General features: G+C 29.2%; 22 protein-coding genes and 1 tRNA gene. 13 read left to right on the top strand and 10 right to left on the bottom strand.

The window, feature by feature from the left end; translation table 11 throughout:
• Positions 1-111: 111 nt before the first annotated feature.
• Complete coding sequence (locus tag H518_RS0114235) at positions 112-1,323, bottom strand: RsmB/NOP family class I SAM-dependent RNA methyltransferase (protein WP_028889687.1); 1,212 nt, start codon at positions 1,321-1,323, stop codon at positions 112-114.
• Between the two features lie 61 nt (positions 1,324-1,384).
• Here H518_RS0114235 and H518_RS0114230 point away from each other — a divergent pair, with 61 nt between their 5' ends.
• On the top strand, positions 1,385-3,913 hold the full coding sequence (locus H518_RS0114230) for a DUF559 domain-containing protein (protein WP_028889686.1): 2,529 nt from the start codon (positions 1,385-1,387) through the stop codon (positions 3,911-3,913).
• 143 nt (positions 3,914-4,056) lie between these two features.
• Here the strand turns inward: H518_RS0114230 and H518_RS0114225 are convergent, their stop codons facing one another.
• The 8 genes from H518_RS0114225 to meaB all read right to left on the bottom strand — a co-directional run bounded on the left by H518_RS0114225 (position 4,057) and on the right by meaB (position 10,173).
• Positions 4,057-4,431, bottom strand: coding sequence for a VOC family protein (locus tag H518_RS0114225; protein ID WP_028889685.1), 375 nt, complete (start codon positions 4,429-4,431; stop codon positions 4,057-4,059).
• A gap of 72 nt (positions 4,432-4,503) precedes the next feature.
• Entirely contained in the window at positions 4,504-5,319 is an 816-nt protein-coding gene (locus H518_RS0114220; protein WP_028889684.1) for a helix-turn-helix transcriptional regulator, read from the bottom strand.
• Between the two features lie 137 nt (positions 5,320-5,456).
• The gene (locus H518_RS0114215) at positions 5,457-5,960 is read right to left on the bottom strand and encodes an endonuclease V (protein ID WP_028889683.1); all 504 of its coding nucleotides are present in this window, start codon (positions 5,958-5,960) and stop codon (positions 5,457-5,459) included.
• A 25-nt stretch (positions 5,961-5,985) separates the two neighbouring features.
• Entirely contained in the window at positions 5,986-6,762 is a 777-nt protein-coding gene (locus H518_RS0114210) for an alpha-ketoglutarate-dependent dioxygenase AlkB (RefSeq protein ID WP_028889682.1), read from the bottom strand.
• 17 nt (positions 6,763-6,779) lie between these two features.
• Positions 6,780-8,003: a hypothetical protein gene (locus H518_RS0114205; RefSeq protein WP_028889681.1), complete on the bottom strand. Its 1,224-nt coding sequence runs from the start codon at positions 8,001-8,003 to the stop codon at positions 6,780-6,782.
• Positions 8,004-8,157: 154 nt separating this feature from the next.
• Positions 8,158-8,679, bottom strand: a complete 522-nt coding sequence (locus H518_RS0114200; protein ID WP_028889680.1) for a GNAT family N-acetyltransferase — start codon at positions 8,677-8,679, stop codon at positions 8,158-8,160.
• Between the two features lie 80 nt (positions 8,680-8,759).
• On the bottom strand, positions 8,760-9,101 hold the full coding sequence (locus H518_RS0114195) for a tRNA-binding protein (RefSeq protein ID WP_028889679.1): 342 nt from the start codon (positions 9,099-9,101) through the stop codon (positions 8,760-8,762).
• Complete coding sequence (meaB, locus tag H518_RS0114190; RefSeq protein ID WP_028889678.1) at positions 9,094-10,173, bottom strand: methylmalonyl Co-A mutase-associated GTPase MeaB; 1,080 nt, start codon at positions 10,171-10,173, stop codon at positions 9,094-9,096. The genes H518_RS0114195 and meaB overlap by 8 nt, the downstream gene beginning before the upstream one ends.
• A 100-nt stretch (positions 10,174-10,273) precedes the next feature.
• On the opposite strand from meaB, the gene H518_RS0114185 reads away from it, so the two are divergent.
• From H518_RS0114185 to H518_RS20900, 9 genes are all read left to right on the top strand, one after another.
• Positions 10,274-10,822 carry an RNA polymerase sigma factor gene (locus H518_RS0114185; RefSeq protein WP_028889677.1) on the top strand — a complete coding sequence of 183 codons (549 nt, stop codon included), beginning with the start codon at positions 10,274-10,276 and terminating at the stop codon, positions 10,820-10,822.
• A complete protein-coding gene (locus tag H518_RS0114180; RefSeq protein WP_028889676.1) occupies positions 10,815-11,360 on the top strand; it encodes a hypothetical protein in 546 nt (181 codons plus the stop codon). The genes H518_RS0114185 and H518_RS0114180 overlap by 8 nt, the downstream gene beginning before the upstream one ends.
• Positions 11,341-12,834 carry a hypothetical protein gene (locus tag H518_RS0114175; protein WP_155995231.1) on the top strand — a complete coding sequence of 498 codons (1,494 nt, stop codon included), beginning with the start codon at positions 11,341-11,343 and terminating at the stop codon, positions 12,832-12,834. Before H518_RS0114180 ends, H518_RS0114175 begins: the two co-directional genes overlap by 20 nt.
• Positions 12,835-12,927: 93 nt before the next feature.
• Positions 12,928-14,409 (top strand): cysteine--tRNA ligase, encoded by a 1,482-nt coding sequence (cysS, locus tag H518_RS0114170; protein WP_028889674.1) that lies wholly within the window; start codon positions 12,928-12,930, stop codon positions 14,407-14,409.
• 7 nt (positions 14,410-14,416) lie between these two features.
• Positions 14,417-14,932, top strand: coding sequence for a GNAT family N-acetyltransferase (locus H518_RS0114165; protein ID WP_028889673.1), 516 nt, complete (start codon positions 14,417-14,419; stop codon positions 14,930-14,932).
• Position 14,933: 1 nt separating this feature from the next.
• A complete protein-coding gene (gene yidD / locus H518_RS0114160; RefSeq protein ID WP_028889672.1) occupies positions 14,934-15,170 on the top strand; it encodes a membrane protein insertion efficiency factor YidD in 237 nt (78 codons plus the stop codon).
• 91 nt (positions 15,171-15,261) lie between these two features.
• On the top strand, positions 15,262-16,089 hold the full coding sequence (lgt, locus tag H518_RS0114155) for a prolipoprotein diacylglyceryl transferase (protein WP_028889671.1): 828 nt from the start codon (positions 15,262-15,264) through the stop codon (positions 16,087-16,089).
• 459 nt (positions 16,090-16,548) lie between these two features.
• On the top strand, positions 16,549-19,053 hold the full coding sequence (locus H518_RS0114150) for a M14 family metallopeptidase (protein WP_028889670.1): 2,505 nt from the start codon (positions 16,549-16,551) through the stop codon (positions 19,051-19,053).
• Positions 19,054-19,174: 121 nt separating this feature from the next.
• Positions 19,175-19,330 carry a YqaE/Pmp3 family membrane protein gene (locus H518_RS20900; protein ID WP_081411203.1) on the top strand — a complete coding sequence of 52 codons (156 nt, stop codon included), beginning with the start codon at positions 19,175-19,177 and terminating at the stop codon, positions 19,328-19,330.
• 152 nt (positions 19,331-19,482) lie between these two features.
• Here the strand turns inward: H518_RS20900 and pafA are convergent, their stop codons facing one another.
• Positions 19,483-21,123 carry an alkaline phosphatase PafA gene (pafA, locus tag H518_RS0114140; protein ID WP_028889669.1) on the bottom strand — a complete coding sequence of 547 codons (1,641 nt, stop codon included), beginning with the start codon at positions 21,121-21,123 and terminating at the stop codon, positions 19,483-19,485.
• Between the two features lie 117 nt (positions 21,124-21,240).
• On the opposite strand from pafA, the gene H518_RS0114135 reads away from it, so the two are divergent.
• The 3 genes from H518_RS0114135 (at position 21,241) to H518_RS21360 (ending at position 22,953) form a co-directional block, all read left to right on the top strand.
• Positions 21,241-21,981, top strand: coding sequence for an MlaE family ABC transporter permease (locus H518_RS0114135; protein WP_028889668.1), 741 nt, complete (start codon positions 21,241-21,243; stop codon positions 21,979-21,981).
• A complete protein-coding gene (locus H518_RS0114130; RefSeq protein WP_028889667.1) occupies positions 21,982-22,746 on the top strand; it encodes an ABC transporter ATP-binding protein in 765 nt (254 codons plus the stop codon). It abuts the gene before it with no gap.
• Between the two features lie 134 nt (positions 22,747-22,880).
• A tRNA-Lys gene (locus H518_RS21360) sits at positions 22,881-22,953 on the top strand.
• Positions 22,954-22,972 lie beyond the last annotated feature (19 nt).

Raw genomic sequence — 22,972 nt, 5'->3', positions numbered from 1 at the left:
TGTAATTACTTAACAAAAAGTTTAGTGATTAATTAGTTTTTAATAGTTGATTGAAAAGGCTCGTGATTTAAAAATCACGAGCCTTTTGTTTTGTATAATAAAAGTGAAAAATTATTTTCGTACTAACTGAGCCATATAAAAACCATCAAACCCAAATTTATGAGCCAATACTTTACTGTCTTTTACAAAGGTAAAATCTTTACCATCTTCAGAAGCTAAAAATGTTTTAACTTGATCTTGGTTTTCAGAAGGTAGCACAGAACAAGTAGCGTATACTAATTTACCTCCAGGTTTTACCATTCTAGAATATTGTTGTAAAACGTCTTGTTGAATTTTTTTGATGTTATCAATAAATTCAGGTTGTAATTTCCATTTACTATCTGGATTTCTACGAATAACACCTAAACCAGAACATGGAGCATCAATTAAAACTCTATCAGCTTTACCGTATAACTTTTTAATTACTTTTGTAGAATCAATAACTTTTAAGTTAACATTACTAACTCCATTTCTACGAGCTCTAACTTTTAACTTTTTCAATTTACTTTCATAAATATCCATCGCTATAATTTGCCCTTTATTTTTCATTAAAGAAGCTAAATGTAATGTCTTACCACCAGCACCAGCACAAGTATCAATTACTTTCATACCTGGTTCAACATCTAAATATGCAGCTACTAATTGAGAAGAAGCATCTTGTACTTCAAAAAAACCTTTATGAAAAGCTTCTGTTTTAAAAACATTAGCACGTTCAACTAAACGTAAAGCATCATCACATCCTTTAATGAATTCAGTTTCTATACCTTCAGCTTTTAAATCGTTTTGTAAGTGCTCTTTTGTTACGTTTAAAGTATTAGTACGTAAAATAACATCGGCTTGTTTATTTAAAGCAGCAATTTCTTTTGTCCAAACAGCTTCACCTAATTCTTTAACACCTAATTCATCTATCCAATCAGGAATAGATTCTCTATATTTTCTTGTTTGAGAAAGTTCATCAAACTTTCCTTTAATTCTCCTAGTAGGAGTTTCTTCAATTTGGTTCCAATCAGGTAATTTAATACCTCTTAATACACACCAAACTACTAGTAAACGCCATAAGTCAGGTCTTGAATATGGAGTTTTTACATTCGCAATTTCACCATACAAACGTTTCCATCGTACAATGTCATAAATAGTTTCAGCAACAAATTTTCTATCACGTGCTCCCCATCTTTTATCTCTTTTTAGTGCCTTTTGAACAGCTTTATCAGCATACACATCTTCATTAAAAACGTCGCGTAAACTATCAATTACTGCGTAAACTAAATTTCTATGTAATCTCATTTGATGAATTTAAGAGTGCAAAGATAGTTGATTTTAATGGCTTTTTGTATTTTCGTTCTCAATGAATTTAAATCATCCTGTAACATATATAAAAGGCGTTAGTGTAGCTAGGGCAGAATTGTTGTATACCGAGTTAGGTGTAAAAACATGTAATGACTTGTTGCATCTTTTTCCGTTTCGTTATATTGATAAAACACAGTTTTATACAATTAATCAATTAAAGCAGAATACTTCTGAAGTTCAGATTGTTGGTAAGATTACTGGTATAAAAGAAGTAAAACAGAAAAGAGGAAGTAGGTTAGTTGCTACTTTTTCTGATGCTACAGGGTTTATAGAACTAGTTTGGTTTAAAGGAGCAAAATGGATTAAGGATAGCTTAAAAGTTAATGTACCGTATGTAATTTACGGAAAACTAAATTGGTATAACGGCAATGCAAATATGCCACATCCAGAAATGGAGACGGTAAAAGAGTACAAAAGCAAGTTGCAAACATCTATGCAACCTGTATATCCATCTACCGAAAAGTTGGCTAATAAGGGAATTAGTAATAAGATTTTACGTGGTTTTATTCAGAATTTGTTTCAACAAACTTTTGGGTTAATAGATGAAACACTTCCTGCATATCTATTAAATGAAAATCAATTATTAAGCAAAAAAGAAGCTTTATTAAATATCCATTTTCCTAAAAGTCAAGAGCTATTAGCAAAGGCGCAAAATCGATTAAAATTTGAAGAATTATTTTTTATTCAAATTCAATTATTACAGAAAAAACTAATTCGGAAGTCAAAAATAAAAGGCTATATTTTTGAAAAAGTAGGAGATCATTTTACTGGTTTTTACAAGAATTATTTACCTTTTGAATTAACGAATGCACAGAAAAGAGTTTTAAAAGAAATACGTAAAGATATAGGTTCAGGTGTACATATGAATCGCTTATTGCAAGGAGATGTTGGTTCTGGTAAAACCATAGTTGCTTTACTAACGATGTTGTTAGCGATTGATAATGGCTACCAAGCAACAATTATGGCACCTACTGAAATTTTAGCAATTCAACATTATAACGGAATGGTAGAATTATTAGCTGAAACACCTCTAAAAATAGCACTATTAACAGGTTCTAGTAAAATAAAACAACGACGTGAAATTCATACAGGGTTAGAAGATGGTTCATTGCATATTTTAATAGGTACACATGCAGTATTAGAGGATAAAGTACAGTTTAAAAATTTAGGGATTTCGATTATTGATGAGCAACATCGTTTTGGAGTAGCACAGCGATCAAAATTATGGGAGAAAAACCCAGTTCAAGGAGTTTCTGAGGAAAAAGGAAAAGTTGTTCGTGAAAAATACATGACAACACATCCATTAGAATATAAACTATTAAAAGAAATAGCATTAAAACGTAAAAATAAAACTACGAAAGAAGAAAGAGCTTTATGGGAGGTTTTAAGTACAAAACAAACAGGATTTAAATTTAGAAGATATTATATTATTGATGAATTTATGGTAGATTTTATTTGCTTAGAGAAAAAATTGATTGTAGAGGTTAATGGAAAATACCACGCTACACCTGAGCAGAAAGAAGCAGCTAATTTACGATCAACAATTTTAAATGAGTTTGGTTACGAGATTATTCGATTAAGTGATGAGGAAGTTTCAGGAGCTATAGAAAACACGATAGCAAGGATAGAAGCTAAATTAAAAAGTCTTCCTTTAATAAAGGTTAAAAAATCTGTACCTCCACATGTATTGGTAATGACGGCAACACCAATTCCACGAACATTAGCAATGTCGGTTTATGGTGATTTAGATATTTCTGTAATTGATGAATTACCTCCAGGACGTAAAGAAATTAAAACAGTACATCGTTATGATAGCAATCGTTTAAGTGTATTTAAGTTTTTAAAAGATGAAATAAATAAAGGACGTCAAGCTTATGTAGTGTATCCGTTAATTCAAGAATCGGAAGCAATGGATTACAAAGATTTAATGGATGGTTATGAGAGTATTTCACGTGATTTTCCTTCTCCAAAATATCAAATTAGTATTGTTCATGGGCAAATGAAACCTGCGGATAAAGAGTATGAAATGAATCGTTTTGTAAAAGGAGAAACACAAATAATGGTAGCAACTACGGTAATTGAAGTAGGAGTTAATGTGCCAAATGCATCGGTAATGGTTATTGAAAGCGCTGAACGTTTTGGATTAAGTCAATTACATCAATTACGGGGTAGAGTAGGGCGTGGAGCAGAGCAGAGTTACTGTATTTTATTGTCGAGTTTTAAATTATCTTCAGATAGTAAAACCCGTTTACAAACGATGGTTGAAACTACCGATGGATTTAAAATTGCTGAGGTAGATTTAAAATTACGTGGACCTGGTAATATTATGGGTACACAACAAAGTGGAGTATTAAACCTTAAAATTGCAGATGTTGTTAAAGATTCAGGTATTTTACAGAAGGCACGCCAAATTGCCATAAGTGTTTTAGAAGAAGATGCAGCTTTTTCTAAACCAGAAAATGCTAATTTATTAAAGGTATATAGGCAGCTGCAAAAAACTAGCGGGCTTTGGAGTAATATTAGTTAATATAGAATAAGGTTTTCGTAATGATATGATTTATGGTAAAAATGATATGAAATTAAGTGGTACTCGTTTTTTTTTATAGATACTAGCTTAAAATCAATAACGGTTTAATTTTTTTGTTTAAACCGCTATTATTATTCATTTTTTTACTCTCTTGAGTGAAGGCCAATTGTATTGCCTTCAGAATCTTGTAAAATTGAAACAAACCCAAATTCTCCAATAGACATTTTTTGTTTAATTAGTTTTCCTCCAAATTTTTCTACTCTAGATTCTTCTGTAATGCAATCTTTTGAAGAAAAATAAACGACAGTATTATTACTATTAGGAATGTAGTTTTCTTTTTCAATTAAAGCACCAGTAGCGTTAGTTCCATTGTTTTCAAAAGGAAAAGTTGACTGTTTTCCCCATTCAATAGGTAAATCAACAAGTGTTATGTTAAAAACTGATTCATAAAATTTTTTTGCTCGCTCTAGGTTTGCTACATTAATATCAAACCAACATACAGGATTTGCATTCTTCATTTTAAACTATTTTAAATTCGAGTACAAAGTTGCAAATCTATAAATCTTTAAAATTGTAAAAATGGGACAGTATTAATTTAGTTTTTCGAAAATTAATGACATTTTTAAATGGTCTTTGTAAAATTCTTTAGGAGTAGTACCTGTAAATTCGTTAAAATCTTTTATAAAGTGTGCTTGGTCAAAATAATCATTTTCATAAGCTAAATCGGTAAGTTTAGAAATATCTTTATTTAATAAGATCTTGAGAGAGGATTGTAGTCGTATAATTTTTGAAAGTTGTTTAGGACTTAACCCAACGGTTGTATTAAATTTTCGCGATAAAACTCTTCTATTAAGATGACCTTGTTTAGAAAGCTCGTTAATTGGAATTTGTCCGTTAGCTGTTGTAATTGTCTTAATTGTTGATTTTACAACTTTGTCTGTCAATTTTTTATTTTTTAATTTGCTTAATAAAAAAGATTCAATGATCTCAATTCTTTTTAAAACACCATTTGCGTTCAAAATCTTAAATTCAAGCTTTTGTCCTTCTTTTCCAAATAACCTTTCTAGCGAAATAGGTGTATTCTCCATTTCTTTAATCGGAATTGTGGTAAAAGGTGAAAAACCATTTGGGTGAAACCGAACAACAAATGTTCCAGTATCTCCGTCAGGTTCTACAATATAAGGTTTGGTAAGTTGGCCAATTAAAAAACATCTTGGTTGTAAAAAACTATCTCCATTTTCAGGGTGATGCCAATACAAGTCTCCATAATGAAAAATTAATTTCATTGTACCGTCTGGAACAATCGTATTTTTGTTTGGTGTTGCGTCTTTAGTTCCTTCTAACGTCCAATAAGATTTAACAAATTCTTTTAAATCTTGATTAGGTTTAAATATTTTTGGGTTCATTTAAGTTTTGTTATCAGGTAACTCACAATTCTATTAAGAATATGAATTCGTTTTAAAAAGAAAGAAATTTAAATTTTTATTAATTAAGTATTTTAAATTTTGGTGGTAAAAAGAAAAACAAAAGAAAGTTAATAACTTTAACTTTCTTTTGTTTTTGTATCCATTATTTGCAGTAGCGTAGGCATTCTGTAATTCCCGTGCATTGATTTTATATACTTAAAAGCTAAGTTTAGTTCAATTCCTATTGCCGATATATAAAGAGGTTTTTTACTTTCTCCTCTTAAAAGTGCTTTGGAATTGAGTTTGTTTGAATCGTATCCTGATTTTGCAACTCCAATAATCGGAATTTTTTCACCTATTTTTTCATACAAATGTCCTCCTAAACCATACTTTCCATCGTCATCTAATATAACATAGCCATCAACAATAATAAATTGAACATCATTCAAATCTATTTTTTTTAATAAGCTTAATATACAAGGCATTTCTCTTTTATAGAAAGAACCAGGTTCGTATGCTGCTATTCCTTCAATTATTTCGCTATAAATTTCAATAGGTTTATCATTTTCCCATTTATTAAAACTAACACCAATAGTTTTGGCTTTATTTTCGTAGTAGTAAGTATCAAAAGCAATAATCATAAGTTGTGTTATTATTTTTTGTAATTTATTTAGGCATAATAATATCTGCTTTACTAAGCGTATAATCAATTTTTGGATAAGTAAAATTTAGACTCCTGTTTTCTTCTCCTCGTAGTGTATAATATTCTTTTCTTTGAATATCATTTGCTAATTTTAATAATTTGCCATTAGTAAAGTATGGTTGATTATTTTTAAATTGAATAAAAGTTTTAGATTCCCTGAAAGTTATTCCAAGCCATTTATTTTCAGATTTCAAAGGTTTTTGTTTTGGAACTTGTTCTAAAACAATTTTATGAAAAAACCTAGAATTAAGTGGCAATGAAAATAAAATTAAAGAATTATGAGTTAAGAGAATTTCAAATTCTTTATCAGTTATTTTGTCTTTAATTTTTAGTTTTCTAATGCTTTGTTCTGTTAATTCATTCGGTTTTTCATAGCAAGAAAAAAGAGCGATATAAGAATTAGGAGCTAAGTCTAAACATTGGTCTGAATGATATTTCATTTTAGTATAACTTGAGTCGTAAATTTCTATTAAGGCATTATTGAAATTAATAGGTGTTAAATCCTCAAGACTGTCATTTATACTTTTTATAATTGTATTGTGAGTAGAAGAAAAATTATGAGTAGGAATATTATATTGAGTCGTTGTTCTAACAATAGGAATGCCTTTATCGCTAGTTTTAATTAAATGATTTCCAAGCCTTCCTTTTCCAATATTTTCAAAACAGATTTGGTTAGATAATTCATTGAATAGATTCTGCTTAAAAGGCAATGTTATTTTTGTGAATTCACTTAGACTCATTACTAATGTTTTGCTATTTAATATATTGGTTTTTTGTAATCTCCAGAATTCATACTAAAATGAATTTTACCATAATCTACACTTTTTTCAAATTTGTTTTCTTTGTAATAAGAATCTCTCAAGTTTTCCATATTTTCATTATTCATCTGCTCTAATCTGATTAAATGCCCATTTTCTTTAATAAAGGTTTCATTATTTTCATATACTGCCTCTAAATTTGAACAACGAATTACATAGCCCATTCTAACAGGTATTTTATCGATACTTAGTACTGAAGGTCTAATTTCATGTGTATATAGCCTATTAGTTGAAAGTGGTATGGAGAAAACAGAATTTGGATATAATGTTACACTAAACTCCTTAATTAAAGAGTTGTCATTGACAGTAGTTTTTAACTTAAAAAGAAGTCTTGTAAATCCACTATTTTTTTTATAAACCCAATCAAACTTATCTGTTTTAGAAGGAGATAAGTATTCAAAATTTATTTTATCATAAAAAGTACAAAAAGTAATAAGACCTTCTTGTGCCATGTCTTTGGTTTTATCAGAATGTGCACCAATTTTAGCTTTAACTTCTTTTGAATTTAATTCGTTTTTTTTATTTAGATAAATTTGTGCTAAAACATGATTTAATTTTGTTTCTTTTTCAAAATCAAACTTTATAGCTTTGTTTAGAGAATCAATAATTTGATTATCTGTTGGTCTAAAATTATCAGTAGGGCCCGTTAAGTTACTAGAACACCTTAATAAATGGAAATGTAGCGATTCTGTTTTATCTTTCTTTTGTTTGATAACATTACTTAAATAAATTCCTTTTCTTAAAGCCGTAGATTGTTTATTTGACTCTGTTAAATTTTGAAACTTATGTTCAGATTCTATATTGCTAAAGAAATTATCAGTATCAAAATACCTTCTGTAAAACACTCCTGCATTATGAATATTTATCGGAACTTGACCAAGTTGAATTAAATGAAAATTGTCATTCGTTAAGTTTTCATAATTAGAAGATAAATCTTTAATTATGAAAACCGTCCTTGTGTCATTTTTTATATGTTTGATATCTCCAATTACATACAATCTAATTCCATAATTACTTGAAATTTCTGAAATACTATTAACTATAGTACCACAAAAATTATTAATTAAGTAATCTAAATAATCAGAACTGTTATTTTCATTTGATAAGTTTATTAAGAAGTTTTTATTTCTTGATATGCTATTTTCAAAGCTAAATTTATTCATTACGTTTAGAGTCTAATTTTTAAATTTATTACTAATGTTATTGTGAATATGAATTCGTTTTAACAATTTATATTCTAAAGTTAGTTTTTCTATAAAAAAAAGGAATTTCGATATTTGTTTATATTAATTACTTTCCAATTATTGCTAGTTAAACTTATACAGATTTGTTATTTTTTACATAAAGCAATATCTCTTCATTTTCATCTGGAAGCTTAGTAGTACCTGTCATTTCTAAGCCTAGTTTTTCTAGAAGGCGTTGAGAAGAAATGTTTTCTTTTGATGTAATACCTTTAATAGCTTTAAGTTTAAAGTCTTCAAAAGCAGCTTTCATTACTCTGTTAGATGCTTCATAGGCATAACCTAGGCCTTCGTATTGAGGTAAAAGACCAAAACCTATATCAATACCATCTATTCCCTCTCTGTTAAAAAGCCCACAAGTACCAACTTTATTACCATCGATTTTTGTAATTAATGTATAACTAGAAAATCCGAGCTTATGTAATTGCGGTAGCATCTTGGTTTGAATATACTTTTTAGCATCTTCAATTGAATTAATTTTTCTATCCCCAACATATTTAATGAACTTAGGAGTGCTCATTATTTGCTGAATTAATTCAGCATCTTCTTCAGAAGTTGGTCTAATAAATAATCTTTCTGTTTCAAATTTTAAGTACATTAGTTTAGCAATTAAGAGTGTTAATAGTGTAATTTGTTTTGAGAAAAATAAGATAAAAAAAATATAGATTAAGTTAAAAGTTAGCCAATCCTTGTTCCGTTCTTAATTTTTCTTTCAGGAGAAATAAGTGTAACCTCTTTATTGTCACCAATACCACCTAAAACCAAACATTCACTCATTATAGTTGCTATTTGTTTTTTAGGGAAATTAATAACAGCAACAATTTGGTTGCCTATTAATTCTTTAGGAGTGTATAGTTTGGTTATTTGAGCAGAAGTTTTTTTAATACCGTATTCACCAAAATCAATTTGCATTTTATAAGCAGGATTTCTTGCTTCTTCAAATATTTCAGCAGAAATAATTGTACCAATTCGCATTTCTACTTTTGTAAAATCATTCCAAGTTAAAGAGTTATCATTCATAGTTTTTGTTTAGTAATCGAGTTGCGGCTGTAAAAGGAGTTGTTTTACCATTTTCTAAATTTTTAAACTCATCTTTTAATAATTTTTTTATATCAGAATTGTTATAAAAATTGTTTTTTAGTTGCTGATTAATGGTTTCTAATAACCAATATTTATTTTGATCATTTCTTTTCTGTTGAAAAAAAGAAGTGTTTTTTACTGAATTTATATACTCATTAATCATGCTATAAATAGCATCAATACCTTTGTAATGAAGTGCACTTGCTAGTAAAACTTTTGGTTGCCATCCACTATCTTTTGGCGGATATAAATGCAAAGCTCTGTTAAATTCAACTTTTGCAATCTTAGCATTCTTTTCATTACCACTATCTGCTTTATTAATAACAATAGCATCAGCCATTTCAATAATACCTCTTTTTATTCCTTGTAATTCATCACCAGCACCTGCTAGTTTTAAGAGTAAGAAGAAATCGGTCATAGAATGCACAGCAGTTTCAGACTGCCCAACACCAACGGTTTCTATAACAATAGTATCAAAACCTGCGGCTTCACATAAAATAATAGATTCCCTTGTTTTTTGAGCAACACCGCCTAGTGAAGAACCTGAAGGAGATGGTCGGATAAATGCATTTTTATCAGTAACTAATTCTTCCATTCTCGTTTTATCACCTAAAATACTTCCCTTATTTACAGAGCTACTTGGGTCAACAGCTAAAACAGCTACTTTTTTACCTAATGAGGTTAGATGCTTACCAAAAGCTTCAATAAAAGTGCTTTTTCCAACACCAGGAACACCTGTAATTCCTATTCTTATCGATTTGTTTGCGTATGGTAAACAAGCTTCTAAGATTTCATTAGCTTGTTGTTGATGTTTTGTATTGGTACTTTCAACCAAGGTAATAGCTCTACTTAAAAACGTAATACTTCCTGTTAAAATTTGAGAAACAAATTCTTGAGTAGTTATTCTTTTTTTTCTGCTTAATTTTATTTTTTCAGCAGAAGATTTGCTAGTAGTTTCTGGTTGAGAAATACCATCTTTTTCAGAAAGAGCAGATTTTTTTTTATGAGTCATGTAAAGTAAAAAAGAAATAATAAGGTAAATTTAAAAATAAAAAATTAAGCAAAGTGCAACGAAGCATAAAAAGTATCGTCTTTAGTGTAAGAAATAAAAAATGAAGTCAACCAAACAGTTACATCAATCAATTATAGATGCATGTAAAAACAATGAAGCAAAAGCACAAATGCAATTGTATGATTTGTATTGCGAAGCGATGCTTACCATAGCATATCGTTATGTAAATGATAAATTTTTAGCTGAAGATATAATGCAAGAAGCATTTTTAAAAGCGTTTAAGCATATAGGTAATTATAAAGGAGAGGTCGTATTTGGAGCTTGGTTAAAAAGAATTGTAATTAATCAAAGTATTGACTGGTTAAAAAAGAAAAAAATAGCATTCGTTTCTATAAATGAAGAAACAAGTGTGATGGTCGATGAAGAAGACTGGAGTATAGCTCCTGCAATTTCTCATAAAGAAATTATAAGTTGTATTCAGCAATTAAAAGATAAATATAAAATAGTAGTAACCCTGTTTTTGTTAGAAGGATATGATCATGGAGAAATTTCTAAAATATTAGGAATTTCAGAAGCAACCTCAAGAACACATTTGTTAAGAGGAAAAAGGAAATTACAAGAACAATTAAAAGCAGTATATCATGTCTAAAGATATTAGAGAAGTTTTAAAAAATAGGAATGATAAGCGAGTTGATATTTCTAAAGATCATCGAAAAAAGTTTCAACAAAAATTGATGAAAGAATTACATAGTGAATCATCAAAGAAAAAATCATATCAATGGCTATATATTGCTGCATCAATTTTAGTGTTGTTAGGTTTAGGTGTAAAGTTTTATCCAACGAGTGTTGCTACAAATGAATATAAAAATGAAATTAGTTTAGGAAGTGTTTCACCTGAGTTAAAAACAATAGAGTCATATTATATTAATACTATAAACTATGAATTAAGTCAGTTAGAATTAACTGACGATACTAAAGAATTTTTTGACGGTTATTTTGCGAAAATTGGCGAATTAACCAAAGAATATAAATCGTTAACCGAAGAGCTCAATACCAAAGGAATTAACGATAATACCATCAATGCATTGATTGGAAATCTGCAATTGCGTTTACAGCTGTTAAAACGTATGCAAAAACAATTAAATGAACTTAAAAATACAAATCAAAATGACATTCAAGCAATTTAAAATAAGTACTTTTTTGGTACTTGTAACAAGTATTGTATTTGCTCAGAAATATGATAAAAAATTTAATGAAAATTTTAAAACAAATAAAGATGCAGTAGTTACTATAAATGCATCAAATGCGACAATCGATGTAACAATATGGAATAAAAATGAAGTATCTGTTGAAGCGATAATAGAAGTTGAAGGCCTTAATAAAAAAGCAGCAGAAAAATATTTTAAAAATTGGAAATTCGAAGCTTTAGGTAATAAAAATAAAGTACAAATTAATGCGAATAATAGTAACGTTCATTCTTTTGGTAATGATAATATTGTGTTTTTCAATTCATCAAAAAGCAATCATCCTAATATATATCAGTATAATACAGAAGGTAGTAAGGTTATTGTAATACCCGAAATACCAGAAATTGAGATACCAGAAATGCCAGAGTTACCTGAAATAGTTATACCTGAAATTAATTTTGAAGAAATAGTATCTGGTTTAGATCATATAGAGTTCGATTTTGATAAATATGCAAAAGATGGAGGGACTTATTTTTTTCAATGGAAAGATGGTGTTAATGATATTACAATAAAATCAAAAAAAGAATGGGAAGCGTTTAAAAAGAGTAAAAAGTATAAAAAGTTTAAAAAAGCACAAGAAAAAAGAAAAATAGCACTTAAAAAAGAATTAAAAGAAGTTAGAGCTACCCTAAATAAAAAAGAATTAAAAAGGGAGATAGCAAAAGCGAGAGCTGAGATTAAGAGAGTAAATAGAAAGGAAGTAAGAAGAGAATTGTTAAAAGCTCGAGAGGAGATTAAGAGAGTGAGAAAAGAAGTTAAAAATGTTCATTATTCTTATTCAACAGGTAGTAATAACTTTATGGTTGATGGTAAAAAAGTTAAGGTAACTAAGAAACTTGTTATTAAAGTGCCCAAAAACGCTACTTTCGATTTAAATACACGTCACTGTAAAGTTAAATTACCAAAAACAAAAGCTTCAGGAAAAGTAAGTTATGGTACTTTTAAAGCGGATGTATTAAACGGAGGTAAATTAAATATTTCGTTTTCGCCAGTAAACATAAATTCATTAAACGCATGTACTGTGTTTTTAAATAACGTAACCGATGCTCATATAGCATCGGTTGCTAATACAACTTTAAAAGCTAATTCATCGGGATTAACTATTGATGTTGTTCGTGAAAATACAGAAATAGATAGTGAATTTGGAGAGTTATCAATAAATAAAGTGATTTCTGACTTTAATTTATTAAAAATATTTTTAAATTATTCAAATAGTACGATTAAAGTATCCGATTTAGATACAACAATAAGCATTGATAGTAAAAAAGGGAAATTTGAATATGACGATGTAATTGGGTATTTTAATAAAACACTTAAAAAACGAGATTTATCAGTAAAGTTTACACATCCATCAAAAACATCTAAGAATAAATTTATTTTAACTGCTAATTATAGTAATATAAAGCTAAAATAAGTTTTATATTTTAACAAAAACTTCACTAAAATTACATTTCATTATTCCTTATAAAGTGCCTATCTTTAGCATCTGTAAATAGTCACTTTTCCTATGAAATTATACGAAGAAAATCAATTAAAGGTATATAATTCTTTATCAAAAAACAAAGAGCTTTTTAAAACTGTAAACGACGGATATGTAGGTATGTACGTTTGTGGTCCTACAGTATATAGCAATGCCCATTTAGGAAACGTACGTACATTTATGTTCTTTGATGTGGTATATCGTTATTTATTACATTTAGGGTATAAAGTACGCTATGTACGTAATATTACTGATGCAGGCCATTTAGAAAATGATGCAGATGAAGGGGAAGATAGAATCGCTAAGAAAGCCCGTTTAGAAGAAATTGAGCCAATGGAAGTAGTACAGCGTTATACTGTAGATTTTCATGATGTTTTAAAAAATTACAATTTTTTACCACCTAGTATAGAGCCAACTGCAACAGGTCATATTGTAGAGCAGATTGAAATGATTAAAGAAATCATGGAAAAAGGCTTTGCTTATGAAGTTAATGGGTCTGTATATTTTGATGTATTAAAATATAATGAAACTGGTAACTACGGAATTCTTTCAGGTAGAAAAATTGAAGATGCAATTCATAATACACGAACTTTAGACGGACAGTCAGATAAGAAAAATCCACAAGATTTTGCCCTTTGGAAAAAAGCAGACGAACGTCATATTATGCGTTGGCCTTCTCCTTGGAGTGATGGTTTTCCTGGTTGGCATTTAGAATGTTCAGTAATGAGTACAAAATATTTAGGAGAAAAATTTGACATTCATGGAGGTGGAATGGATTTAAAATTTCCACATCACGAATGTGAAATTGCACAATCTCAAACATGTAGTGGTGTATCTCCAGTAAATTATTGGATGCATACTAACATGCTGTTGTTAAATAGTCAAAAAATGGCTAAATCAACAGGTAATTTCATTTTGCCTAACGAAATTTTAACAGGAGAAAATAATGTTTTAGGAAAAGCATTTTCAGCAAGTGTAGTTCGTTTTTTTAACATGCAAGCAAATTATAGAAGTATTCTAGATTTTTCTGGAGAAGCTTTAGAAGCTTCAGAAAAAGGGCATTCAAAACTAATGGAGGCTGTTAATTATTTAGACAAAATTGAAGCAAGCAAAACATCAACCTTTGATGTTAATAGTTGGAAAAATGATTGTTATGCTGCAATGAATGATGATTTTAACACGCCAGTGCTAATTTCACATTTATTTGAAGCTGTAAAAAATATTAATCAAATAAAAGAAGGAAATGCTAGTTTAACAACTGAAGATTTAGAAGTGTTTATTAAAACAATAAATGCTTTTGTTTTTGATGTTTTAGGATTGATGAATGAAAAAGCTGAAGGAAACAATTCAGGTAAACTAAGTGGTGTTGTTGAAATGTTAATTGAAATGCGAAAAGAAGCACGAGAAAATAAAAATTGGGCGTTATCTGATGAAATACGTGACAGGTTATTAGCATTAGATATTCAGTTAAAAGATGGTAAAGATGGTACAAGTTTTTCTATAAACTAAAAATTAGATGGTTTTTAAAACAGAAAGACTTTTAGTTAAGCCAATTGCTGAGGTTCATAGAAAAGAATTTGTTGAATTATTAACAGCAGAAGAAATAATTAGTGCTATTCCTCAAAAAAAACCATCGAAAGAAAATATTGAAATGAAATTTCAAATAGCACTTTCTTTTGATGGGAATATAGGGGAGAATAGTATTAGTCTTTTAGGTATTTTTGAACAAAATAAAAATGAACTAATAGGTTTAGCTGGTTTTTTAACAAACAATAAAAAAGAGAGAGAATTAGGGTATCGTTTTAGAAAATCCTTTTGGGGTAAAGGTTATGCTTCAGAAATAACAAAGGAAATGATTAATTATTCTTTTATAAAGTTGAAATTTGAAAAAATTACAGCTGACGTTTGGGTAGAAAACCTGGCATCAAACAAAGTGTTGAGTAAGTTTTTAAAACCTGTAGAAGAATTTTATAACGAAAATGATGACTGTACTGATAGAAGGTATGAGTTATTAAAAAAAGACTGGGTTTAATTTGAAAAAAATACTAACATATCCATTCATATTACTGGTTCGCTTTTACCAAACAGCAATATCACCATTTACACCAGCCACGTGTAGGTATAGTCCAACATGTTCGAGTTATACAATTCAAGCTTTACAAAAACATGGTTTGTTTTATGGAGGTTGGTTGGCTACAAAAAGAATATTTAGCTGTCACCCATGGGGAGGAAGTGGATATGACCCTGTGCCAGAAAAAAAAGAAAAATAACCGTTACTTCGAGCGCAGTCGAGAGGTTTTAGAATAATAAATTAATAAATAGGTTTCGACTGCGATCGACCTTACATATAATTAATAGTAAATGAATTTTTTATCTATAGTATGGGATTTAGATCCTGAAATCCTGAAAATAGGAAGCTTTGGTATACGTTGGTATAGTTTAATGTTTGTAGGTGCTTTTGTGCTAGGACTTAGTTTAATGAAGAAAATTTATATAAACGATAAAATAGCTGTAGAAAAACTAGACCCTTTGTTTATGTACGTATTTGTTTCTATGTTAATAGGGATGCGTTTAGGAGATGTTTTCTTTTATAGCTGGGATTATTACCAAAATCATTTACTAGAAATAATTTTACCAATGAAAGAAATGGCTGATGGTTCATGGAAATTTACCGGTTTTACCGGTTTTGCAAGCCATGGTGCAGCAATTGGTATTCCAATAGCTTTATACTTTTATGCAAAAAAGCATTTAAATAAGCCTTGGTTGTTTATTTTAGATAGAGTAGGAATTATGGTTGCCTTAGCAGGATTTTTTATTCGTTTAGGTAATTTCTTTAATTCTGAAATTTATGGTAAACCTACAGGAACTAGTTTTGGAGTAATCTTTAAAAGAGCTGGTGAAACAGTACCTTGTCATCCAACTCAATTGTATGAAGCATTTAGCTACTTAGCATTGTTTTTTGCACTGTGGTACTTTTATTGGAAAACAGAGAAAAAGAATCAAACAGGATTTTTATTTGGTTTGTTTATGGTTGTGTTATGGTCGTTACGTTTCTTCATTGAGTTTTTAAAACAAGCACAAGTTGAAGGAAGAGAAGATTGGGTATTTAATTCATTAAATACTGGGCAAGTATTAAGTATTCCTCTAGTATTAATTGGTTTTTGGTTAATGTTTAGAAAAACGAAATAATTATTTTAATTACATGGTTTTATTAAAAAAAATATAGAAATCAGTAGTTAAATGCATATAATTAAGCGCTTGGCTTTAATTAGGGGGAGTGCAACTCTTCTTGTCAGTTCAAGTATTACTTTCAATTAAATGACAATTTGATTGAAAGTAATGCTCTAAGTTTAGATTTTTTTATTAAAAATAAGTTTCGACTGCGCTAAACTAGATATTTTTAAAGCTTTTTTAATTAAAATATAGGTAGATTATCTACTGACTTTAAAAAATACTCTATAGTTTTTAAGTGTTAACTATAGTAATATAAAGAGTTTTAATTTATATGATTGAGGTTTAGATTAATAGGTTAGAGGCTGTTTAATAGGTCTTTTTTATCTAGACTTTTAAGTTATTGTTTTATAGGCTTATATTATATAAAATAACGCTTTTAATATATTTATTAATCTATCAAATAACTTCCAATTAATGAAAAAAGTTTTTTTATTCCTATTGATTTTAACATCGATAAAAATAGTTGCTCAGCAAAAAATAGATTTATCGTATTACTTACCAAAAGATGTATCTTATAATAAAAAAATACCAACACCAAAATCTGTAATAGGGCATGAAGTAGGTGAGTGGCATATTACACACGATAAGTTAGTAGAATATATGAAGGCTTTGGAAAAAGCTTCAGATAGAATCTCTATTGAAAATAGAGGTAAAACATATGAAGGGAAACCTTTATTATTACTAACAATTACTTCATCTAAAAATCAACAAAATTTAGAAGAAATTAGAAAACAACATATAAAAGCAACAGATAATGCTTCTATAGATGTTTCTAAACAACCTATAATTGTGTATCAGGGGTTTTCTATTCATGGAAATGAGGCAAGTGGAACAAATTCGGCATTGGCATCAGCGTATTATTTAGCAGCAGCTGAGGGAGAGAAAATAGATGAGTTGTTAGCTAATACGATAATTTTATTTGACCCGTCATTAAATCCAGATGGATTACAGCGTTTCGCATATTGGGCAAATACAAATAAAGCAAATAATATAAATCCAGATCCGAATGATAGAGAATATCATGAAGTTTGGCCTGGAGGAAGAACAAATCATTATTGGTTTGATATGAATAGAGATTGGTTACCTGTTCAATTACCAGAATCTAAAGCAAGAATAGCATCATTTCATAAATGGTTGCCAAATATCTTAACAGATCATCATGAAATGGGAACAAATTCAACGTTCTTTTTTCAGCCAGGAATACCTAGCAGAACAAATCCGTTAACACCACAAATAAATCAAGACTTAACAAAAGAAATAGGTACATACCATGCCAAAGCTTTTGATAAGATAGGTTCTACTTACTATTCAGAAGAAAGTTTTGATGACTTTTATTACGGAAAAGGATCAACATTTCCAGATATAAATGGAAGTATCGGAATTTTATTTGAGCAAGGTAGTTCTCGAGGACATGCACAAGAAAGTGAAAACGGGGTGTTAACATTTCCATTCACCATTCGTAATCAATTTACAGCTACTTTATCAACTTTAGAAGCAGCTAAAAACATGCGAGTAAAAATATTAAAGTATCAGCAAGACTTTTATAAGAACTCACGAAATTCAGGTGAAAATAAAGCAATTATTTTTGGTGATGAAAAAGATGCAGTAAAAACGTATCATTTAGCAAAGGTTTTAAAAAGACATAAAATTAAAATACATGAACTAAAAGAAAGTTTTTCATCTAAAGGTAAACATTTTAAAAAAGGGTATAGTTATGTTGTACCAATGAATCAGAAAAATAATCGATTGGTAAAAGCAATGTTCGATGTTCGAACAACTTTTAAAGATAGTTTGTTTTACGATGTTTCTGCATGGACATTTAATCATGCATTTGGAGTGGATTTCTCTGAGAATATTTCATTATCGAAAGCAGGAAAAGAGATTGTAGAATTAAAGAAAAAAGAAGGAGTTATAAAGAGTAAAAGTAGTGTTGGTTATTTGTTTTCTTGGAATGAATATGAAGCGCCAAAAGCATTAAATAGCATTTTAGCAAAAGGTTTGAGAGCAAAAGTAGCAATGAAGCAATTTAAAAATGAAAATGAATCATTTGACTATGGTACAATTTTTATACCTGCACAAAATCAAAAGTTAACAGGATTAGAGTTGTTTAATTTTTTAGATAAAATTGCTTTAGAGAATCATATTGAAATAAAAGGTGTTGCTACAGGATTAAATGATGGAATTGATTTAGGAAGTAGGAATTTTAGAGCAATAAAACCTAAAAAGGTAGCAATGCTAGTGGGTAATGGAATGACGAGTTATGATGCAGGTGAAATTTGGCATTTATTAGATCAACGTTTTAATATGAAACTAACAAAATTAGACGTTTCATATGCATCGCGAATTAATTTGAGTAAATACACAACGATTATTGTACCAAATAGTTATTCTATAGATAAGAACTTAGAAGGTAAATTAAAAGTTTGGGTTCGTAATGGTGGAGTTTTAATAGGGTATAGAAATGCGGTTAATTGGCTAGCTAATAAGAGTTTTATTAATTTGAAATTTAATAAAACTAAGATTGATAAAGTTGAAAATGTTTCATTTGAGAATAAAGGATTACAATCAGGAGCACAAGTAATTGGAGGAGCTATTTTTGAAGCAAATATTGATCGTTCTCACCCTGTAAATTTTGGTTATAAGAATAATAAAATAGCATTGTTTAGAAACACACGTCAGTTTATTCAAGCTGATGTTAAGAGTTATAATAATCCAATTCAATACACAAGTAATCCTTTGTTGAGTGGTTATATATCTAAAGAAAATTTAAAAGCCTTAAAAAATACTGTTCCGTTTAAAGTTGAAAGACTAGGAGCAGGACGAGTTATTGTTTTTACAGATAATACAAATTTTAGAGGCTTTTGGTTTGGAACGAACAAGTTGTTAATGAATGCAATATTTTTTGGAAAACAAATGTAGCTTTTCATTTGATATAAATATATTTTGTTATAAAATTAAAAAAACCTCGCTAATAGCGGGGTTTTTTGTAACAAATAGTAAAGATGTTCGTCTTTATAGTATATTAACCAATAAAAATACTATGAGTTTATTAAGAGTTTTATTAGCAATTTTCTTTCCTCCATTATCCGTTTTAGGAAAAGGATGTGGATCGGTAATAATTGTTTTTTTATTAACCCTTTGTGGTTGGGTACCAGGTGTTATTGCAGCACTTATAATCTTAAATAACCCAAATTAAAAAAGTGACTTTTTATAAAGAAATGTTTCTAATTTTTTAGAGGATGGTTTTGTTTTTCAATTATATATTTAGATTATAGAGTAGAGAAATATATAACCACCTTATGATGTATATTTGTTTGAATAATAAAGGCGCTCATTGAGCGCCTTTATTTAGTTTAAAACTTCTGTTATAATTTTACCCGTTGCACCATTAGGAAACTCTATTTGAAGTAAATTAGAGATGGTAGGAGCAATATCTATAATTTCATATTTTTCTTTAGACGAGCCTTGTTTAATACCATTACCGTAAAAAATAATAGGTATATGTGTATCATAAGAATACCCTGAACCATGAGTTGTTCCTTTCTTAGGATAACTAATCGTTGAAGGACTTGGAACTAATAAAACATCACCTGAAAATTTTTGATTATATCCATTTTGTAGCGAGTTTAAAATACCAGAGGTAAAAGAAGTTGTTTGTAAAGTTCTTGCGGTTGCAGTTTTATAAATGCCTTTGTAGTTAATAACTTCATCAGCTATTTTTTGAGCAACTTCATTTGAATTTAAATTTAACGATTCTATTTTTTCTTTATCTAAGAAAATTTGAAAATTAGAAATATTTTCAACTAAAGCGTCAGAATTAAAATATTTTTTGGTAATATTATTTACAAATTCTCTAAACTTCTTATAACTGAAATAATTTGCAGGGATCTTAACTGATTGTAAATAAGAAGGTACTTGTACAGCTGCATGATCTGCTGTTAAAAATAATGTGTAATTATTCTTGCCAACTTGAGTATCTAAAAATTGGAACAAGTTCGCTAAATCTCTGTCTAAACGTAAGTAAGTATCTTCAATTTCTTTAGAAGCAACACCAAACTGATGTCCAACATAATCTGTAGAAGAATAACTAACTGTTAAAAAATCGGTATATGATGATTTCCCTAAATTTTCTCCAATAATAGCCGCTTTTGCAAAATCGGTAGTTAAAGAGTTTCCTGCAGGAATGGCTTTTATAATACTGTAATTGTTATTCTTACTTCTTAATTTAGGTATATTATGAGGAAATACAGGTTTATCTTCACCTTTAAAAGGAGCTTCGAAATTATTATCATCAGCAATACTTTCACTGTACGTGTTAATATCATATAACGTTTCCCATGGTTGTTTTAAATAACCATCTACAATTTTAGAATTGTTAAATTTTTCAACCCAATTAGGAAGTTCATTCATATAGTAAGAAGAAGTAATCCAGTCTCCTTGATTTCCACCATCAAACCAGTAAGCAGCATTTGCCGTATGACCAGCAGGTAAAATAGCTGAACGATCTTTAATAGCTATACCAATGGTTTTTCCATTCATATTTTGTGCTAATCTTAATTGATCGGTAACGGTTGTGGTTAGCATTCTTTTAGGTGATTTTTTACCGCCACCACCATTATTACCAACAGTTTTGTACTTGCTATCATCAACACAATAAATAGTTTCTTTTAAATATTTATCATACCAGTTATTACTAATTATGGCGTGGTTTGTGGGTGTTGTACCTGTAAAAATTGATGTATGGCCAACAGCAGTATAAGTAGGTATGTAATTATAATGAGCATTTTCTAATGAAAAACCATTGTTTAATAAACGGTTAAAGCCATCTGCACCATATTTACTAGCAAATCGGGCAAGGTAATCATAACGCATTTGATCTATAACAACACCAACAACTAGTTTAGGTTTTTTAGTGTTTTTTTTATTATTAGGTATAAAGCTACACAAACAAATTATAGCTAAAGCTATTAAAGGGATGATTTTTTTCATTCTAAATTTTAAAATTATAAAATCAAAGGTAAGGAAACGTATACTAAAAGATATAATAAAGCGAAGAGTTAATGGTTTTTTAATACTTTAGCACAAAAGAAAAAATAAATTAGTTTAATGAATTACATTGAGCATATAGGTAAGTACTTTTTCATGCTAAAACAAGTTTTTACCAGACCGCAAAGAGCACGTGTTTTTAGAGAAGCTTTGTTTAGAGAAATAGATGAATTAGGACTTAAGTCGTTAGGAATCATATCTTTTATTTCATTTTTTATTGGTGGAGTAATTGCTTTACAAACAGCTTTAAATTTAGAAAGCCCTTTTATACCAAGATCATTAATAGGTTTTGCAGCCAAGCGATCTATTATATTAGAATTTGCTCCCACATTTTGTTCTATTATTTTAGCAGGTAAAGTAGGTTCATACATAACTTCTAGTATTGGAGCTATGCGGGTTACAGAACAAATAGATGCTTTAGAGGTAATGGGAATTAATTCTTTAAATTATTTAGTATTACCTAAAATAATAGCAACCGTATTTTTTTATCCTTTTTTAATTGTTCTTGGAATGTTTTTAGGGATTTTTGGAGGATGGATAGCAGGTGTACTTTCAGGATTGTTCTCTGGTGTTGATTATATAACAGGAGTACAGATGGAGTTTGATCCGTTTTTATTAACCTATGCAATTATAAAAACATTAATTTTTGCTTTTTTAATCGCTACTGTACCTTCATATCATGGCTATTATGTAAAAGGAGGTTCGTTAGAAGTAGGTAAGGCTAGTACGCAATCGGTAGTTTGGACAACGGTTCTTATTGTTATCGCTAATTACTTATTAACTCAAATGTTGTTAACATAAATGATAGAAGTAAATAATTTACATAAAGGGTTTAGTGGTGTTGAAATTTTAAAAGGAATTACAACTTCTTTCTTGCCTGGTGAAACAAGCTTAATTATTGGGCAAAGTGGTTCGGGGAAAACTGTTTTTTTAAAATCACTAATAGGATTGCATATCCCTGAAGAAGGAACTATTGTTTATGATGGTCGTGTGAATACAGAAATGACTATTGAGGATAAGAGAAACTTTCGTAAAGAATTAGGAATGGTTTTTCAAGGAAGTGCACTGTTTGATTCGCAAACTGTTGAAGAAAATGTAATGTTTCCTCTAAAGATGTTTACTAAGCAACCAGAAAGTGAAATGTTAGATAGAGTTAATTTTGTTTTAAAACGTGTAAACCTAGAGAATTCAAATAAGAAGTTTCCTGCAGAGTTATCAGGTGGAATGCAAAAACGAGTTGCTATTGCAAGAGCGATTGTAATGAACCCTAAATATTTGTTTTGTGATGAGCCTAATTCAGGTTTAGATCCTCAAACATCAATTGTAATAGATAACTTAATTCAAGAAATTACGGATGAGTATAAAATAACAACAGTTATAAATACGCATGATATGAATTCGGTGATGGAAATAGGAGATAAGATTGTTTTCCTTAAAAATGGAATAAAAGCATGGGAGGGATCTCATAAAGAAATTTTTAAAACAGATAATAAAGCAGTAGTAGACTTTGTATATTCTTCAAATTTATTTAAAAAAGTACGTCAAGCATATTTATTAGAAAAATAATTTTTGAGCTAAAATATTGTAAAACAATAACCTAAAAACAATATTGAGTTTTGTGCTAATTTTTTTAATAAAAAGGTTTTGTAGAACCGAAAAAGGCTTGTATATTTGCAGCCGCTAAGGAAGGAATAATAAATGACCTGGTAGCTCAGTTGGTAGAGCATCTCCCTTTTAAGGAGAGGGTCCTGGGTTCGAGCCCCAGCCCGGTCACTAAAAGCTTCTCTTGTAA

The organism is Tenacibaculum ovolyticum DSM 18103, assembly GCF_000430545.1.
Taxonomy (GTDB): domain Bacteria; phylum Bacteroidota; class Bacteroidia; order Flavobacteriales; family Flavobacteriaceae; genus Polaribacter; species Polaribacter ovolyticus.
This window is presented reverse-complemented; position numbering and strand designations above follow the sequence as displayed.

Excerpts from the sequence above, each read along its gene's own strand:
- H518_RS0114220 (WP_028889684.1), bottom strand. The coding sequence starts at position 5,319 with ATGAACCCAAAAATATTTAAACCTAATCAAGATTTAAAAGAATTTGTT.
- H518_RS0114210 (WP_028889682.1), bottom strand. The coding sequence starts at position 6,762 with ATGAGTCTAAGTGAATTCACAAAAATAACATTGCCTTTTAAGCAGAAT.
- H518_RS0114180 (WP_028889676.1), top strand. The coding sequence starts at position 10,815 with ATGTCTAAAGATATTAGAGAAGTTTTAAAAAATAGGAATGATAAGCGA.
- H518_RS0114200 (WP_028889680.1), bottom strand. The coding sequence starts at position 8,679 with ATGTACTTAAAATTTGAAACAGAAAGATTATTTATTAGACCAACTTCT.
- meaB (WP_028889678.1), bottom strand. The coding sequence starts at position 10,173 with ATGACTCATAAAAAAAAATCTGCTCTTTCTGAAAAAGATGGTATTTCT.
- H518_RS0114150 (WP_028889670.1), top strand. The coding sequence starts at position 16,549 with ATGAAAAAAGTTTTTTTATTCCTATTGATTTTAACATCGATAAAAATA.
- H518_RS0114195 (WP_028889679.1), bottom strand. The coding sequence starts at position 9,101 with ATGAATGATAACTCTTTAACTTGGAATGATTTTACAAAAGTAGAAATG.
- cysS (WP_028889674.1), top strand. The coding sequence starts at position 12,928 with ATGAAATTATACGAAGAAAATCAATTAAAGGTATATAATTCTTTATCA.
- H518_RS0114135 (WP_028889668.1), top strand. The coding sequence starts at position 21,241 with ATGAATTACATTGAGCATATAGGTAAGTACTTTTTCATGCTAAAACAA.
- pafA (WP_028889669.1), bottom strand. The coding sequence starts at position 21,123 with ATGAAAAAAATCATCCCTTTAATAGCTTTAGCTATAATTTGTTTGTGT.
- H518_RS20900 (WP_081411203.1), top strand. The coding sequence starts at position 19,175 with ATGAGTTTATTAAGAGTTTTATTAGCAATTTTCTTTCCTCCATTATCC.
- H518_RS0114185 (WP_028889677.1), top strand. The coding sequence starts at position 10,274 with ATGAAGTCAACCAAACAGTTACATCAATCAATTATAGATGCATGTAAA.
- H518_RS0114130 (WP_028889667.1), top strand. The coding sequence starts at position 21,982 with ATGATAGAAGTAAATAATTTACATAAAGGGTTTAGTGGTGTTGAAATT.
- H518_RS0114175 (WP_155995231.1), top strand. The coding sequence starts at position 11,341 with ATGACATTCAAGCAATTTAAAATAAGTACTTTTTTGGTACTTGTAACA.
- H518_RS0114225 (WP_028889685.1), bottom strand. The coding sequence starts at position 4,431 with ATGAAGAATGCAAATCCTGTATGTTGGTTTGATATTAATGTAGCAAAC.
- H518_RS0114165 (WP_028889673.1), top strand. The coding sequence starts at position 14,417 with ATGGTTTTTAAAACAGAAAGACTTTTAGTTAAGCCAATTGCTGAGGTT.
- H518_RS0114230 (WP_028889686.1), top strand. The coding sequence starts at position 1,385 with ATGAATTTAAATCATCCTGTAACATATATAAAAGGCGTTAGTGTAGCT.
- H518_RS0114205 (WP_028889681.1), bottom strand. The coding sequence starts at position 8,003 with ATGAATAAATTTAGCTTTGAAAATAGCATATCAAGAAATAAAAACTTC.
- H518_RS0114215 (WP_028889683.1), bottom strand. The coding sequence starts at position 5,960 with ATGATTATTGCTTTTGATACTTACTACTACGAAAATAAAGCCAAAACT.
- lgt (WP_028889671.1), top strand. The coding sequence starts at position 15,262 with ATGAATTTTTTATCTATAGTATGGGATTTAGATCCTGAAATCCTGAAA.
- H518_RS0114235 (WP_028889687.1), bottom strand. The coding sequence starts at position 1,323 with ATGAGATTACATAGAAATTTAGTTTACGCAGTAATTGATAGTTTACGC.